Raw genomic sequence first — 15069 nt, forward strand, 5'->3', positions numbered from 1 at the left:
TGACTGCCTGCGCTGAACAGCCTTACTCCAGCTGCAGATTGTCTTGATACTCTTTCTTGGATAGTAATTCGAGTTTGTCTTTGCTCAGTTCATAGATATCAAGGCCATTACCTGCGGCGCCTAATGACCAGCCAAGCGCAAGCTCAGATGAACCGTCATGATTGAGATCGGGAAATCCGACAAAATCCAGACCATAACCAAAGCCTTTCACCTCGAAAATCTTTTTCCACTGTGTGTTGCTTTGCTTGAATAGTGCCGCTTTCAGCGTTCTGCCTGTCCCTTTCTTCTCTTCATATACGACAACGGCTTCATTGATTCCGTCCCCATCCATGTCTCCGAACGTAATATCACTGCCTTCTTCTCCTTGCAGCGGAACCACTAACTGAGCCTTATTGGGCAGCAGCTTCATAAACTCACGGTTCATTTGCTCGCGCTGTATACTCGCTTCTGACACGGGAGGCTTGATCGTATCTGCAGGAGTAGTCGGAATTCCGCAGCCTCCTAGCAGCAATAACGCAACCAGCAGCATACCGCTTGTAATGTGTTTATTGAGCATCCTGACTCCCTACTCTCCTGACAACATTATTTACTATAATAGCTTCGAATGAGAACGAAGTGGTTATGAAATAGTTAAATTTTTTACCGGTAAATGAATGTGGACGGTCGTTCCTTTGCCTGCCTCACTCGTAATCCGCAATTCTCCTTGATGCAGTCCAATGATCTGATTCGCAATAGACAAGCCCAAGCCGCTGCCTGTGGCATGCTGATCGGCCTTATAAAACTTTTGCAGCACGTACTGAAGATCCTCTTCCGCAATGCCAATTCCTGTATCTTCGACGGTAATGATGATATGTTGCTGATCCGGGGCTGTACTTGCTTGAACAAGAATCCGACCCGAAGACTCTGAAAACTTGAGTGAATTATCAATTAAATTAATGAACACCTGCTTCAAGCGATTCTCGTCTGCCTGAAGAACCGGCAGATTATCCGCAGCCTGAATTTCCAAGGCGATGCCTTGACGGGCAGCTCTTGGAGCAAGCTGTTTGCCGATATGATGCAGCAATTGTACCACCTGGACGGGGGCCGGATGGATGACAATTCGTCCATTATCCAGCTTAGAGAAGTCCAGCAGCTCTTCCAGCATATGATTCAACCGGTCGCCTTCCGACTCCATAATATCAAGTCCTTCGTGAAGGAGCGCCTTATTGTCATGCCCGCTTGTCTTGAGCGTAATAATCCAGCCTTTAATTGAAGTGAGTGGCGTACGCAGCTCATGGGAAACCGAGGAAATAAAATCATTTTTCAACTGTTCGCTTTTCGTAATACGGCTCGCCATCATATTTAAAGTATCTGCTAAGGAACCAAGCTCATCCTCATAGCGTTTGTGCACCCTTGTGCTAAAGTCTCCTTCGGTCATCCGGTCTGCGGCCAGCTTAAGATCCTTAATCGACCTCGTAATCGTCCAGGACAGCAGCAGGCCAAGAACGGTAACGATAGCGATAACGAGCAGCCCGACACTAATTAATACAACGGCAATATGTTTAACCGTGTTAATTGTATCCGTCAGGGAAGTAACGAACCGGACTTCTCCCACGATGACGTCATGCGACCGCAGCGGAAAAGATACCGCTAGTATCGGCTCCTGTGTCGCCGGGTCCTTCCCTCTCCAAGTGCCGGCATGTCCTTGAAGAGCCGCTCTTACATCCACATATTTCGTCATGCTGGGATCACCTTGATGAATACCTATGGAATCCTGCAGGAGCCTGCCCGAACTGCTTATAATCTGAACTTGCGCATCTGAATTATGGGCAAATCCTTTTAACAATCGCTCCGATTGCTCCTCCAGATCCGCTTCTGCAAAGTATTGCTCATAGAAGGAAGCGGACAGCTCCGCTTGATTCATCAGGCTCCGCTCTACATTATGTAGATAGTAATACCGGACGTACACGATGAGAAAAATTTCAAGAATGAGAACCGTAACACAGATAACCGCCACATAACTGCCGACTAATCGCTTCTGAATACTCACTGTTTAATTCCTCCACCGGTATCCTAGTCCCCATACCGTCTCAATCCGCTCGGGTTTTGAGCTGTCCTCTTCAAGCTTCTCTCTTAGCTTCCGCACATGGACATCCACTGTCTTGGGGTCTCCGACATAATCCTCTCCCCATACGAGATTAAGCAGCTCGTTACGGGACAGTGCAGTATCCGGGCGTTCTAAGAAGGTGCGGACCAGCTGAAATTCCTTCGGTGTTAATTCAATGATACTGTCATGCTTAAACACTTTATTCGCATTCAGATCCATTCGGATCGAACCGGATTCAATGACGGAGCTCACAGGCTTAAGAGCCGTCTCTGTCCGGCGCAAAATCGCTTTTATCCGGGCTACAAGCTCCAGCGGGTTGAATGGCTTGACGATATAATCATCCGCACCGATTTCCAGTCCTTTGATTTTATCCAGATCTTGCCCTCTCGCCGTTAAGAAGACGATGATGACAGCGGGTTCCCGTTCTCTTAACTGCCGGCAAATCTCAAACCCGTCCGCATCCGGCAGCATAATATCCAGAACGACAACATCGGGCCGGTGCTCCATGAAGCGCTGAAGCGCCTCTTCTCCGCATGCAGCCTCGCTCACTACAAACCCGTTGTTTATTAGATTAATTGAAATAAAGCGTCTAATATTCGCATCGTCTTCAACAATAAGCACCTGATTACGACTCACGTTCTGTATGATTGTCACCCTCCCATCTATCAAGCAAAATGAAAAAAAGCTCTCCTGCTAAAGAGAGCTTCACATTCGATAGCTTACGAAATTATTACATGTGGATATTACTCTAAAACAACGGAGTTGTCAAAACGCCCGCTTCCCCGATTCCCCCGCACCAATAAGCTTCCGAATATCTTTCCCTCCTCAGGGAAAAGATGTAAATGATCCGACATCCCCTTCAGACAGGAGACTCGCATGCGGAAAATGACTACACCATCATCTGCCTCTACTTCATCCGCCAAGCCTTCCTACCCGGACATTTCGGCTCGTCTGGAAGAAAACTTGATGTTGATCGAAGGCTTTTTTGTCAACTGCAGAGATTTGACAATTCACTCTTGGAATTACGGACAGCAATTGGAGCATTCGGCCTTTACGGTCTATTTCGATACGCTGACCAAAACAACCGTCACGAATTTTGCCAAGGATACGCTGCAAAATCTGGTGCCACATGAGCTTGGCCCTGCTGAGACCGTTACGATTCATGATGTTATCCATTACTTTGAGAACCATGGCATAGCCTCCCCTAACGTGGAGCTTATGAGCAATATGCAGGAAGCTGTCCGGGGCATACTGGATGGCAAAGTCGTCATTTTTTTCAACGGATGGCCTAAAGCTATCGCCTATTTCGCCCTTGATGTCGAGCAGCGTCAAACATCCGAGCCCATTACAGAGCCTACGGTTCAAGGGCCGCATGTCAGCTTTATTGAAAGCTTGGACCGCAATATTGGGGTGATTCGAAGCTTGCTGAAATCGCCTGAGCTCAAATTCGAGTATATGATTACCGGGGAGAAAGCGCACAGAACCGTATCTTACGGTTATTTGGACGGTGCCGTTAAGCCGGAAACGCTAGAAGCGTTCAAACAAAAGATTGAAGGTATTGAACAAGAAGAAATTATTGAAGTGTCCTATCTGGAAGAGTGGGTGAATGATTCCAACTACTCGCCCTTTCCGCAAGTCCGCTATACGGAACGTCCGGATACGGCAGTTACCTCGCTGCTGGATGGCAAAATCATTGCGTTAGTGGATGGCAGCCCTGCGGTGCTTATCTGTCCAGGGAAATTCGTCGAGTTCTTTACGAACAGCGAAGATTATTACTACCGGACGATTTTCTCTTCATTAATTCGTCTGATCCGGCTTGCTGCGTTTCTTATGGCGCTTATGCTGCCCAGCACCTATATCGCGTTGTCTACGTTCCATTCTGAACTCATCCCAACGGTTCTTCTGCTAGCCATCTTAGATACAAGGGAAGGCATCCCTTTCCCGGCTATGATTGAAGCGTTGATTATGGAGTTTTTCTTTGAACTGCTGCGCGAGGCGGGCATTCGTCTGCCCCGGCCGATTGGCTCCGCCGTCAGCATCGTTGGGGCGCTCGTAATTGGCCAAGCAGCCATTCAATCACAGATTGCCTCACCGGTTATGGTCATCGTCGTTGCCTTGACGGGCATTGCCTCCTTCGCGCTGCCTCAATACAATTTGGCCATCGCTTTGCGAATTTTGCGCTTTCCGTTAATGTTTCTGGCCGCAACGTTTGGAGGGCTGGGCATCATGGTCGGCTTTATTCTCATCTATCTTCACTTAGCGACTCTCCGGTCCCTCGGAGAGCCTTATATGGATTCATTGGCTCCGTTGCATGTAAAAAAGCTGAGAGAGATGATTCTCGTCCTGCCAAGAAAGGTGCTCGTCCATTCCCCCCGAAGCCGGCAGCTGAATAAAAAATCTGCAGGAAGGAAGAGATCACAGTGAAGCCACTCTGCTCCTTTCTCGCCTCCTTTCTTATTCTATGCTTGTTGAGCGGATGCTGGGATAATAATGAACTGGACGAGTATGGCTATGTGCAGGCGATATCGATTGATCAAGGCGAAGGAGACTTCATCGATATTACGACTCACTTCTATAATCCATCCAGCAAAATGCAAACCGATGTTACGACGAGTGCGGCAGCTCGAGGGATTAATATTCGCACGACAGGCGAAACCTTCTTTGAAGCGATGCGGGAAATCCCTACGAAATTTGGACGAAAAGCCAAATGGGATCATATGCGTGTCATTATTATCGGGGAGAAATTAGCCAGAACGCTGAATATCCGGGAAGTGCTTGATTTTTTCTCAAGAGATCATGAACCGCGGGGCACGATCCTTCCTATCATTGCTGAGAAATCGGCCGCAGATTTTTTGGATATTAAACCGTTTATTGAACAGACCATTGGTCAACAGTATAGAAAGATGGAAACGACCGGCTCTCTCTATTCGGCAAAAACGTCCAACCTTCCGCTATATGATCTCGCGATACAATTAAGCAGCCCGTCCAAAACTTCTGCCATGCCCTACCTTCATAAAAACAAATTGGATAAAAAGGCCGCAATATCCGGTGTCGCATTAATTCAAGACGGGAAAATGGTAGGACTTCTCAAGGAGAAGGATACCGAAACGCTGATGATGCTGACCGACCGTTATAAGTACGGCGTATTTGAGTTCCCTTGCATGAATAATGAGAAAAAGCAGATCTATAACAAGGAATCGCTGGAAATCGTCAATTTCAACAGCCACTTAGTCGCCAATGTGAAAAATGATAAAGTAACCGTCGATGTCCATATGTCGATTGAAGGCACGACCGGAGAGCTGCGCTGCTCCGACCTGAAGACCAAGCAGGATATGGAGCGCTTCGAACAGATGATTAAAGAGCAAGTAGAACATCAGATCCAGCATACAATTCGGACCATTAAAGCAAAAAAAGTGGACGTGCTCGGAATTGGCAATCAAATTTACCGAAAAAATCCGAAGCTTTGGAAGCAGCTGGAGCCCGATTGGACGGATAAGCTTACCCAAATGCAATTCCAGACCCATGTTCAAGTTCATGTGTTAAGTACAGGCATGAACGCTGGCACGATATTTGGGAAAAAGGAGCATTAGAGGATGTTGGGAAAATTCATCTGCGTCTTGCTGCTCGCCTCCGCGATGCTGATCCATGATATCCCGAAAGTGAAGAAGGCAAGCAACCGGGACCGGCTTGTATACATCGCCATGTTGGCGCCGCTTCTCTATCTTGCTGTTCTCTTCTTGACAGCCCAGCCATGGCCTAACCTGGATATGATCTTCAATTTGTTTACCGGGCCGGCGAAACTATTCATTCGTTGGCTCAACCCTGTACATACGTAAGCTCATTAATTCCGGAGGAGAACCTATGAAACAACAAGAACAAGTTAGTTCAATTCAAATGTCCATGCTGTTTCTGTTTTTCATGACGGGTTCCTCCATCGTTATCGTCCCTGCGCCCTTAACGAACATTGCAGGCAATGGAGCATGGATCTCTCTTCTCATTGCTACGGCCATGGGAATGATTCTGCTGGCGGCAGTACTTTATTTGAACCGGCTGGCCCCTGAGCTTTCACTTGTCGGGCAAGGCCGTGCCGCATTGGGTAAAGGACTTACCTTCCTTGTGCTTATCCCCTTCGTCTTCGTATTAACTTGGAATATTGCAGGCGTCGTCATCGAGATCGGAATCTTCTTCAAAAATACGATGCTGAAGGAGACCCCTACCTACGCTGTAAGCACCTTATTTTTCATTATGATCGGATTGACCGCGATGGCAGGCATTGAGGTCATCGCCCGGATGGCCGCCGTGTTTATGTTTCTCATGTTCGGCTGTATCGTTCTGATCTGGATTCTGGTCGCCAACCTGTATCATCCGCAATATCTGCTGCCCATAATGCCTGATGGAATAGGGCCGATTCTTAACGCCTCTTATGTGGTGTATGGCTTTCCCTACTCTGAGCTTGTCGTCTTCTCGGTTATCTTAGCGTTTGTACGCAAGGACGAGAACGCCCAGCTTCGCAAGCATATGTATATTGCCCTGATTATCAATTCCTTGACGCTAATTGCTTCCGTCATCAGCAGCATTATGGTGCTTGGGCCATTGTCTGGAGATTTGAAATACTCCTTATACCAATTAGCGCGATTAATCTCGTTCCAGGAAGTCATTGAGCGAATCGAATCGGTCATCGGTTTCTCGCTTATCGTCGGCTTTTATTTCAAAGCGTCTATTCTGCTGCTCATCCTGATTAAGCTGCTGAAAGAGCTTCTAGGCTTGAAAAATGAACGGATTATCGTATTTCCCGCAGCTTTCATTTGCCTCCTGCTCTCGTTAACCACCTACATTAAGGAGTCGCAGCTGGAGGAGTTCGTCAATGTGACATGGCCGCTGCTTAATACGCTAGCTTACACCGTTCCCGTTCTGCTCATTCTGGCAGTAACAGCTATTCGGCATCATAGCAATCGGGATAAAAAGCAATAACAGCCGCTCCATATTCGCGGAGCGGCTGTTATTATGCCCAGTGCATTTAACTTATTCAGCAATGAGGGATACTTTCTCCCATTCCTTCACTTCATCGAGCCGTTTGCTTAGCGCATCGCTGATGCTGTAGGTAGCCATTGAGCCAACCGGGAAATGCAATGGAGGATTGTCGCTGTTGATCATCGCAATCATCGCCTCCACCGCTTTTTCCTGCTTGCCTAACTGAAGCGAATTGTAGCTTTGGTAGAACGCATCATAGACTGGTGCATATTCAGGAAGCGGGCTCGACAGCTTTTGGGATTGTCCCATAAATTCCGTCTCGAACACACCCGGCTGCACGAGCGTTGTCTTAATGCCGAACGGAGCAAGCTCCTGAGACATCGCTTTCGAGAAGCCCTCAACGGCAAACTTGGAAGCGGCATAAATGCTGTAGGCCGGTACAGCCCAAACGCCGAAGACCGATGAGAGATTGACATAATGGCCTGAGCCCTGTTTCTTGAAGACTGGCAGCGTCTCGCGGATAACATCAAGCATGCCGAATACGTTGACGTCAAATTGATGGCGGATTTGCTCGTCCGTATATTCCTCCAGCATCCCAAACAGGCCATAGCCGGCATTGTTGACGACAATATCAATGGTGCCGAATCTGTCAACCGCTTCTTGAACCGCAGCTTGAATTTGCTCTTTATTCGTTACATCCAATACTGCGAGATGAACATTGTCAGGCGATTTTTCCTTCAGATCGGCAATGTCCTCCAGCTTCCTCGCGGTTGCTACGATTTTATCCCCGGAATCCAGCAATTGCTCGACGAATTTACGGCCAAAGCCTGAAGATGTGCCTGTAATAAACCATACTCTACTCATTTCGTATCATCCTTTTCTATCCTATATTGTGATTATTAATGTCATTAATTGAATGCTTGCAGCGGCAGAAGCTCGTTAACCTTGGCGATAGATCGGAGCTCCCAGCGGAGATGCACCCGCGCCTCCGTCTGCGCTAATCTCAGCGCCTTGAACGAATGAGGATTCATCGGATGCCAGAAACAGCGCAACGTTCGCAATTTCTTCAGGCGCACCTAAGCGCTTCAACGGAATGCTTTGCGAAAGCACGGACTCCAGCTTCGCAAAACCTTCATCCGTCGACTGTCCCCAGATTGGAGTACGTGTTGCGCCGGGGGAAACGGAGTTAACCCGAATGCCTCGCGGCGACAATTCTGATGCCAGCACCCGTGCCATGCTGCTCACAGCGCCTTTGCTAGCTGCATATGCCGCGTAGCCAGGGCTGCCCGCTTTGGCCAGAACCGAAGTGTTCAGTATGACGGAGCTTCCTGCCTTCAAATGTGCCGATGCCGCCTGAACCAGAAAGAATACGCCGGTTACGTTCACTTTAAGCACCTCTTCGAAAACGGATAATTCCGTTCCGCCTACTGGTGTCTGAGCCGAAATCCCGGCATTCGCAAATACGATGTCCAGACCGCCAAACTTATCGACTGCTGCAGCTACTGCTTTCTCGGCGCTTGCCGGATCTGAAGCATCCGCTTGTACAGCCAAAGCGTCAGGACCAAGCTGCTGAACAGCCGCATCTAACGTGGACTGATTCCGTCCTGTAATAACAACCTTTGCTCCTTCGGCTGCAAACAATTTTGCAGTCGCGAGTCCAATACCGCTATTTCCGCCAGTAATTAAAGCGACTTTACCGTATAATCTTCCCATTTCCACTCTCTCCCTTGCTTTTTTTATGAACAACAGTTGTATTAATCGCCCCAATGGGAACGATCATTCTAAAAAGATGAAAAAAAATATTCCACCATATTAATTTGAAGAAAAATGCTGGCGTTGAAGGCCGCCTTCGTTCTTCTAGAAATGATATTAGCATATTGAGAACGATCAGTAAATAATTATTTTTTACCGATTGTTCTCAATATGTTAAATGATGCCGGCTTCATAAGCTGAAGCGTCCCGGCGATTGCTGCTCCTGTTTGTATAAGTGCCTCCAGATCGTTCAATCGCGCGCTCTACCAGAACATCCATCGCGTCTGCTACATAGCTTCTGAATTGCAGGGGAAGCGGGATGCACGACAGCTCTGTACAGGCCAGAATGATCCGGTCACAATAATAGGTTTCCCTCATTTGCTGCACAACCTTGATCAATTCAGCAGCGTTTAAAATTCCGTCTCGCTTGACCTGCTCATATATAATTTGCGACACTTTTCGCTGAAGTGATTGTGCCGGAATGACGTATTCCAAGCCACTACGCTCACAGCTTTCGGCATATACACCGCTCTTGATCGTGCCGTCCGTTGCCAGCAGACCGACACGTCTAACCCCGTCGCCCGGCTTGTTAACTGTCTGAACGGTTTCATTGACCATATGAATGATGGGGACAGCAGTCAGCTGCTGCATCTGTTCATAGAAAAAATGCGAAGTATTGCAAGGTATTGCGATGTTTGCCGTTCCCGCCAGCTCAAGCAGTTCCAGATCTCGGCGCACCGCCTCTATAAATCTATCATGATCACCGCTCATTATCGCGTCCGTTCGATCAGGCAGCGAGGCATGATTGAGTACGACCATATCAACATGGTCCTGATCCTGCTTCGCAGCAGTTCGTGCAACGATCCGTTCCATAAAAACAGCCGTAGCTTGCGGTCCCATTCCGCCTAGCACACCTAACCGCAGCCGTGACGCAGCCATTGTCTTTCCCCGAGACACCATCCTATTTCCCCCTGACAATTTCTAGCGTGTCCAGTTCTGCTGCGTGAACGGAATGAATAACTTCAGCTCCAGCGAGGCTTCTCGCAGCCATAAATGAATTAACAATTTCTTTCTCATTGAAAGGGGCTTGCGTATTGCCTAATAGCTGCGTTGTCTCATGGCCTTTGCCTGTAATCAGTACGATATCTCCCGGCAGACATTTGGATAGGGCATAATGAATCGCTTCCTTGCGGTCAACGAAGGAGTGATAGCTGCCCCCCGCTTGTTTTACGCCTCTTGTGATTTCATGAATGAGACGCACCGGATTTTGGCGTTTCGGATTGTCCGAGGTTACGACTGACAAATCCGCATACGTTCCTGCCACCTGGCCCATCGCTCTCCGCTTTCGCTCCCCATGAATGCCATCCGCTCCATAGACACCGAATACAAGAATGATTCTGCCGCTTGCAAAGGAACGTATCGTCGTCAGCACCTGCTCCAAGCCGTCTTCCGTATGAGCGAAGTCAACAATGACTTTATTGGCTGCATCCTCGTACACAGTCTCCATTCGACCGCGAATACCGGTCAGGTGCTGAAGTCCAAGCTGAATCGTTGAGAGGCTGATACCTTGGCTGACCCCATAGGCAATTGCAGCTAATGCATTATACACATAGATCATCCCTGGAAAATGAATCTGAATGGCAATCTCGCCAGCTGGAGTATGGGCTGTGAAGGCTGAACCATTTTCAAAGCATTGAATTTGAGTCGCGTAAATGTCGCATTCTGAATGAATGCCATAAGACAGGACTGGAGTTTTGCTGTTGCGATCATTCAACCTCTTGATGAGGAGCTGGCCATAAGGATCATCTGCGTTAATGATGTTCCATTCTGTCGCTTGATCGAATAGCTGGGCTTTCGTCTCGAAATAATTTTCCATAGACTGATGAAGCTCCAGATGATCTGGAGTTAAATTTGTAAAGATGCCCGTCTTGAACTGGCTGTACGCCGTACGCTTCAGATGCAGAGCATGGGAGGAGACCTCCATGACGCAATCCTCTACCCTGGACTCCCTCATCGTTGCAAACAATTGCTGCAAATGCAGCGATTCAGGCGTCGTGTTACGGGTCTGAACTGCGATGCCTTTGATCTGGCTGCCCATCGTGCCAATCAGCCCGACCGAACGGCCTGCTTGCTCCAGAATGGCTTGAATGAGATACGTGATGGAGGTTTTGCCATTCGTCCCTGTCACGCCAATCAGATTCATTGCAGCAGTAGGATTGCCGTAAAAGGCAGCCGAGAGCTTAGCGAGGGCATCTCTTGCATCCTGTACCATTAGAACTGGAATTCCGGCTCTAACATCGGCTTTCTTTTCGACCACGACGGCTACGGCTCCGCACTCGATCGCCTGTTCAATATATTTGTGACCGTCTGTTTCGAAACCGCTGATGGCAACGAAAAGGCTTCCCTGCTTCACTTCCCTGGAATCGAAGGCAATCGCAGCAATCTCGATTTGCGGATCACCTTGCAGCAGAGTATGTTCAAGACAGGCAGTGATGGATGACAACAACATAAAGCGAACCTCCTTTGTAACCTTTGTAACTTGTGTAAGCATCTGTGTCATATGGGTTAGTCTTTGCGTGCTTTCCTTAGAAATTTGCCGAGCAGTATCCCCATGTATGCGAGGGCTGGCTGCGGATCCTTCCAGTCCCATATCGCGTAAGCCTTTGGCCGGAACAGCAGCGAACGAATAACCTGAGCGCGCGTCAGCTGTCCTGTCCGCCAATAATCGCGTATCGCCAGCAAATCCTCGTAGGCATACCAGAATACACGCTTCGTTGCTTTTATTTCTGCGGGCTGACGTACTTCGGTACCAGTCAATTCACAATAAGTGAGGTACGGAATATTCATCCCCGCCTTATGGAGCAGGACGTTCAAATTTGTAATGCGGACATTAATTTCGATTAAATAAAATTGGCCGCTTTCCGCATCTTTTTTGAACTCAATTTCCGCAAAGCCCTTCCATCCGATCTGCTCCAGAAACCTCGCGCCGATCTCATACAATTCCGGTACTTTCTTATACTCGGTATAGACCGAGGCTCCGAAATTAACGGGATACTGGCGGAGCTTCCGGCAGCTTACCCAATGCGTCACCCGCGACTGCTGGTTAAGGTAAGCGTCAAACGTGTGCATATGGTCGTCAAACCCCGGAATAATGCGCTGCACAATCACTTCCAGCCCCGCCTGCTCTGCTTCATCTAACGCCCGTGTCAGCTCCTCCTTGTTATGTACCTTGAACAGCTTGCGCCGAAAGCGGGCAACAAAGGCAGGAGAATCCACCGGTTTAACGATGCACGGATAATGAATAATATTTTCAATTTTCTCGAAAAAATGCTCTTCATTCAGCTTCACCGTCTCGGGCACACGAACATTGTTTTGCGTCGCCAGAAGATGAAGCGTCCCCTTGTCCATAACCTTCGTATACAGCCCCTGCTCCGTCTGCGGAATCAAGTAATAGCGCTTCAGCTCCGTCAAATGCTCATCCACGATCTCCACATAAGAATCATGGCAAGGAATAAGAACTGGCGGGTGACTTTGCTTGCTGGCATAATCGATCAGAAACCGGACAAAGCCTTCTTTGTCCTCCTTATAATGAGGAGCGATCAGCTGCTCTGAGCAAAACTTCGACTTGGCTCCGTATGCCTGCTTGCTGGCATAATCCACGGCAACCGTATGAATGCCGTACTGGCCTAGACAGCGAATCGTGCTGAGGCCAATATAATAATTACAGCCCAAAATGACCGCTTTATGTTTCACGTAAGCACATCCTATTTTCAAGTAATAAATATTTTGCGTAATTGTTGACCTGCGTAGCTTGTTGGTCCTGTATGTATTTAAACAGATACATATTTCGAACTTGTATCTACATTGTAAATTTGTTGCCGCAAGGGTCGAAGGTCTTATAAATTGGGGGCATGCTATGTTTTCCCTTAAGTTAAATGAGGAACAAAATGTAAAAGTACATTTTGATAAGCCCAAAAATGGCCATATGAGCCCTCAAAATGCAAAAATACATTTGAAATCGCCCAAATCGGCTTATTCGGGGCTTTTTAGGCCAATCAAACTGCACTTTTGCATTTTGAAGCGCTAAATCGCCAAAAATTCGGCCGCTAAACTGCACTTTTGCATTTTGATGGGACAAGCCGATGCCTATAGAGAACCTGCTTCGCAAAACAGTGAAGCTAGCTTCGGTAAATGTGAGTTAGACAATGACAATGGTGGGTTCGCGGTATTGCTTAGGAGTTGGCCATTGGAAGTTGGACTTCTGAGGTTGGACTTTGGAGGTTGGACTTTGGGGGTTGGACTTTGGAGATTAGGGTTTCGGGCTCTTGGCTTTTGTCTTTAAATGTTGTGCTTTGCACGGAGGGTGAGCGGAGCGTTTTGAGTTCAGGATAATTTTTCGATGGTTCTATCCAATTTCCGCTGCGGAGCGCAGGAAAAATGGAATCAAGAATAGCAGCATGAACCAAAACGCGCAGCGGCCCCTGACCCCTGCAATGAAAACAGTGGACTGGCGGAGCGAGGCTTGGGGTTTGGAGCGCGGAGGGTGAGCGGAGCGTTTTGAGTTCAGGATGATTTTTCGAAGGTTCTATCCAATTTCCGCTGCGGAGCGGCAGGAATAATGGAATCAAGAATAGCAGCATGAACCAAAACGCGCAGCGGCCCTTGGGTTTAAAAAAGGCTGTCGAGTAAAATCTCGACAGCCTTACCGCCCCAAGAAGCAATCGCCAATCGCCAAACCCCACGTTTAAGGTTGCGCAGTCGGACGAATAATAATCTCATTAACCCCCGTATCTTCCGGCTCATTAATCGCATAAGCAATAGCGCGTGCAATGCTGTACGGCGAAATCGCCAGCGCACCGATATGAGCTGCCATTGCCTGAACCTCAGGACTTTTCACCGTGCCCAGCAATTCCGTTTCCGTCATGCCCGGAGCGATAATAGTGGAACGAATTTTGGAGGAAGGCGATTCTTCCTTGCGAAGACCTTCCGAAATTGCACGAACAGCAAACTTAGTGCCGCTGTATACAGCCGAAGTCGGACTGACCTCATAACCGGCAACGGAAGATACGTTAATGATATGTCCGCCCTTCTGCTCGCGCATTGTGGGAAGAACAGCAGCGATACCATACAGTACACCCTTAATGTTCACGTCAATCATCTGATCCCATTCTGCTACTCGCAGCTCGTTCAGTCTGGATACCGGCATAATGCCAGCGTTATTCACCAATACATCAATGCGGCCATATTCATTCAAAGTGAATTGTGCCAGCTGCTGCATATCGTCAGAGGAGACAACGTCAGTTTTCCTATATACAGCCGTTCCGCCTTCTTGCTCGATTTCCTTCACCACAGCCTGCAGCCGGTCTTCTCTCCTAGCAGCCAATACAACTTTGGCTCCGTGTTGAGCAAGCAGCCTGGCTGTCGCTTCTCCAATTCCGCTTGATGCCCCTGTTATAATGACCACTTTATCTTTGATGTTTTCCATCTCATTACCTCTCCTTTTAATGAACTCGTGTATTTTATTGAATTCATGTTGATTAAATAACGGCCGTTGATTAACATTATATAGACAACAACGCATCGTTCAATCGTTAATCCATGCGCATTTGTTACATATGCAACAGATGCCATCAAACTGTTCATTAAACTGGAGGCTGGAAGCGAATATGGAGACAACAGCCAAGCTCGATAGACGAATTCTTCGGACCAAGGAAGCGATTAACAAGGCTTTTCTGACGTTATTTTCCGAAAAAGAGCTCGAGCAAATTACGATTAATGATATTGCCGATCTGGCCAACGTTAATCGCGGAACGATCTATCTGCATTATACGGATAAGTATGATCTGCTCGATAAATGCATCGAGGCGCACATTCACCAATTGATCGCGTTTTGCGGTGAGCATGAATCAAGCTCCCAACTCACCTCGATGGTTAGCGATCTAAAGCCGGTATTTGATTATTTTGAAGGGAACGCATTATTTTTTACGGCTATTTTTTCGAATCAGAGAGCATCTTTGTTCCGGGAGAGACTGCTGCAGTTTGTAGCAGTTAACATTAAAGAGAAGCTCGATAAGCAAAACTCACAGCCTGAGATCGATAATGAACTAAATGCACAGTTTATGGCGTCAGCATTCACCGGCATACTCGAGTGGTGGATTCGCAACAAAATGCCGCATTCCCCCGAATATATGGCCAATCAGGTTCGAAAACTGTACGAAAAAAATGAGGTTTTCCCCTTCCCTCGCATAACATAGTTAATC

Annotated in this window: 14 protein-coding genes; 5 read left to right on the top strand and 9 right to left on the bottom strand. The window is 47.8% G+C overall.

The features are described 5' to 3' along the window. Window positions 1-22 precede the first annotated feature (22 nt). The 3 genes from ACFVVF_RS04660 to ACFVVF_RS04670 form a co-directional block, all read right to left on the bottom strand. Window positions 23-556 carry a hypothetical protein gene (locus ACFVVF_RS04660; protein WP_387805830.1) on the bottom strand — a complete coding sequence of 178 codons (534 nt, stop codon included), beginning with the start codon at window positions 554-556 and terminating at the stop codon, window positions 23-25. A gap of 63 nt (window positions 557-619) precedes the next feature. After that, window positions 620-2029: a sensor histidine kinase gene (locus tag ACFVVF_RS04665; protein ID WP_387805832.1), complete on the bottom strand. Its 1410-nt coding sequence runs from the start codon at window positions 2027-2029 to the stop codon at window positions 620-622. 3 nt (window positions 2030-2032) lie between these two features. Then, window positions 2033-2722 (bottom strand): response regulator transcription factor, encoded by a 690-nt coding sequence (locus ACFVVF_RS04670; RefSeq protein WP_387805834.1) that lies wholly within the window; start codon window positions 2720-2722, stop codon window positions 2033-2035. A gap of 240 nt (window positions 2723-2962) precedes the next feature. On the opposite strand from ACFVVF_RS04670, the gene ACFVVF_RS04675 reads away from it, so the two are divergent. The 4 genes from ACFVVF_RS04675 to ACFVVF_RS04690 are packed head-to-tail and all read left to right on the top strand — an operon-like array spanning window position 2963 to window position 7057. Beyond that, window positions 2963-4510: a spore germination protein gene (locus ACFVVF_RS04675; RefSeq protein ID WP_387805836.1), complete on the top strand. Its 1548-nt coding sequence runs from the start codon at window positions 2963-2965 to the stop codon at window positions 4508-4510. Then, window positions 4507-5676 (top strand): Ger(x)C family spore germination protein, encoded by a 1170-nt coding sequence (locus ACFVVF_RS04680; protein ID WP_387805838.1) that lies wholly within the window; start codon window positions 4507-4509, stop codon window positions 5674-5676. The genes ACFVVF_RS04675 and ACFVVF_RS04680 overlap by 4 nt, the downstream gene beginning before the upstream one ends. Window positions 5677-5679: 3 nt before the next feature. Then, window positions 5680-5922 carry a hypothetical protein gene (locus ACFVVF_RS04685; protein ID WP_387805840.1) on the top strand — a complete coding sequence of 81 codons (243 nt, stop codon included), beginning with the start codon at window positions 5680-5682 and terminating at the stop codon, window positions 5920-5922. A gap of 25 nt (window positions 5923-5947) precedes the next feature. Beyond that, window positions 5948-7057, top strand: coding sequence for a GerAB/ArcD/ProY family transporter (locus ACFVVF_RS04690; protein ID WP_387805841.1), 1110 nt, complete (start codon window positions 5948-5950; stop codon window positions 7055-7057). 51 nt (window positions 7058-7108) lie between these two features. Here ACFVVF_RS04690 and ACFVVF_RS04695 read toward each other — a convergent pair whose 3' ends face one another. The 6 genes from ACFVVF_RS04695 to ACFVVF_RS04720 form a co-directional block, all read right to left on the bottom strand. Next, entirely contained in the window at window positions 7109-7921 is an 813-nt protein-coding gene (locus ACFVVF_RS04695) for an SDR family NAD(P)-dependent oxidoreductase (protein WP_387805842.1), read from the bottom strand. Between the two features lie 75 nt (window positions 7922-7996). Further along, window positions 7997-8770 carry an SDR family NAD(P)-dependent oxidoreductase gene (locus tag ACFVVF_RS04700; RefSeq protein ID WP_387805844.1) on the bottom strand — a complete coding sequence of 258 codons (774 nt, stop codon included), beginning with the start codon at window positions 8768-8770 and terminating at the stop codon, window positions 7997-7999. Window positions 8771-8983: 213 nt separating this feature from the next. Further along, window positions 8984-9769: a cysteate racemase gene (gene cuyB / locus ACFVVF_RS04705; protein WP_387805846.1), complete on the bottom strand. Its 786-nt coding sequence runs from the start codon at window positions 9767-9769 to the stop codon at window positions 8984-8986. Between the two features lies 1 nt (window position 9770). Continuing rightward, window positions 9771-11318 carry a UDP-N-acetylmuramoyl-L-alanyl-D-glutamate--2,6-diaminopimelate ligase gene (locus tag ACFVVF_RS04710; protein ID WP_387805848.1) on the bottom strand — a complete coding sequence of 516 codons (1548 nt, stop codon included), beginning with the start codon at window positions 11316-11318 and terminating at the stop codon, window positions 9771-9773. Window positions 11319-11374: 56 nt separating this feature from the next. Further along, on the bottom strand, window positions 11375-12562 hold the full coding sequence (locus tag ACFVVF_RS04715) for a carboxylate--amine ligase (RefSeq protein ID WP_387805850.1): 1188 nt from the start codon (window positions 12560-12562) through the stop codon (window positions 11375-11377). Between the two features lie 991 nt (window positions 12563-13553). Then, window positions 13554-14294, bottom strand: a complete 741-nt coding sequence (locus ACFVVF_RS04720; protein WP_387805852.1) for an SDR family oxidoreductase — start codon at window positions 14292-14294, stop codon at window positions 13554-13556. A gap of 181 nt (window positions 14295-14475) precedes the next feature. Here ACFVVF_RS04720 and ACFVVF_RS04725 point away from each other — a divergent pair, with 181 nt between their 5' ends. Then, a complete protein-coding gene (locus ACFVVF_RS04725) occupies window positions 14476-15063 on the top strand; it encodes a TetR/AcrR family transcriptional regulator (protein ID WP_387805853.1) in 588 nt (195 codons plus the stop codon). Window positions 15064-15069 lie beyond the last annotated feature (6 nt).

Source organism: Paenibacillus sp. NPDC058174, assembly GCF_042883865.1.
Taxonomy (GTDB): domain Bacteria; phylum Bacillota; class Bacilli; order Paenibacillales; family Paenibacillaceae; genus Pristimantibacillus.

Bases quoted from the DNA above. Each gene is read 5' to 3' on its own strand.
- ACFVVF_RS04675 (WP_387805836.1), top strand. From the start codon at position 2,963: ATGCGGAAAATGACTACACCATCATCTGCCTCTACTTCATCCGCCAAG.
- ACFVVF_RS04695 (WP_387805842.1), bottom strand. From the start codon at position 7,921: ATGAGTAGAGTATGGTTTATTACAGGCACATCTTCAGGCTTTGGCCGT.
- cuyB (WP_387805846.1), bottom strand. From the start codon at position 9,769: ATGGTGTCTCGGGGAAAGACAATGGCTGCGTCACGGCTGCGGTTAGGT.
- ACFVVF_RS04725 (WP_387805853.1), top strand. From the start codon at position 14,476: ATGGAGACAACAGCCAAGCTCGATAGACGAATTCTTCGGACCAAGGAA.
- ACFVVF_RS04660 (WP_387805830.1), bottom strand. From the start codon at position 556: ATGCTCAATAAACACATTACAAGCGGTATGCTGCTGGTTGCGTTATTG.
- ACFVVF_RS04690 (WP_387805841.1), top strand. From the start codon at position 5,948: ATGAAACAACAAGAACAAGTTAGTTCAATTCAAATGTCCATGCTGTTT.
- ACFVVF_RS04700 (WP_387805844.1), bottom strand. From the start codon at position 8,770: ATGGGAAGATTATACGGTAAAGTCGCTTTAATTACTGGCGGAAATAGC.
- ACFVVF_RS04720 (WP_387805852.1), bottom strand. From the start codon at position 14,294: ATGGAAAACATCAAAGATAAAGTGGTCATTATAACAGGGGCATCAAGC.
- ACFVVF_RS04710 (WP_387805848.1), bottom strand. From the start codon at position 11,318: ATGTTGTTGTCATCCATCACTGCCTGTCTTGAACATACTCTGCTGCAA.
- ACFVVF_RS04685 (WP_387805840.1), top strand. From the start codon at position 5,680: ATGTTGGGAAAATTCATCTGCGTCTTGCTGCTCGCCTCCGCGATGCTG.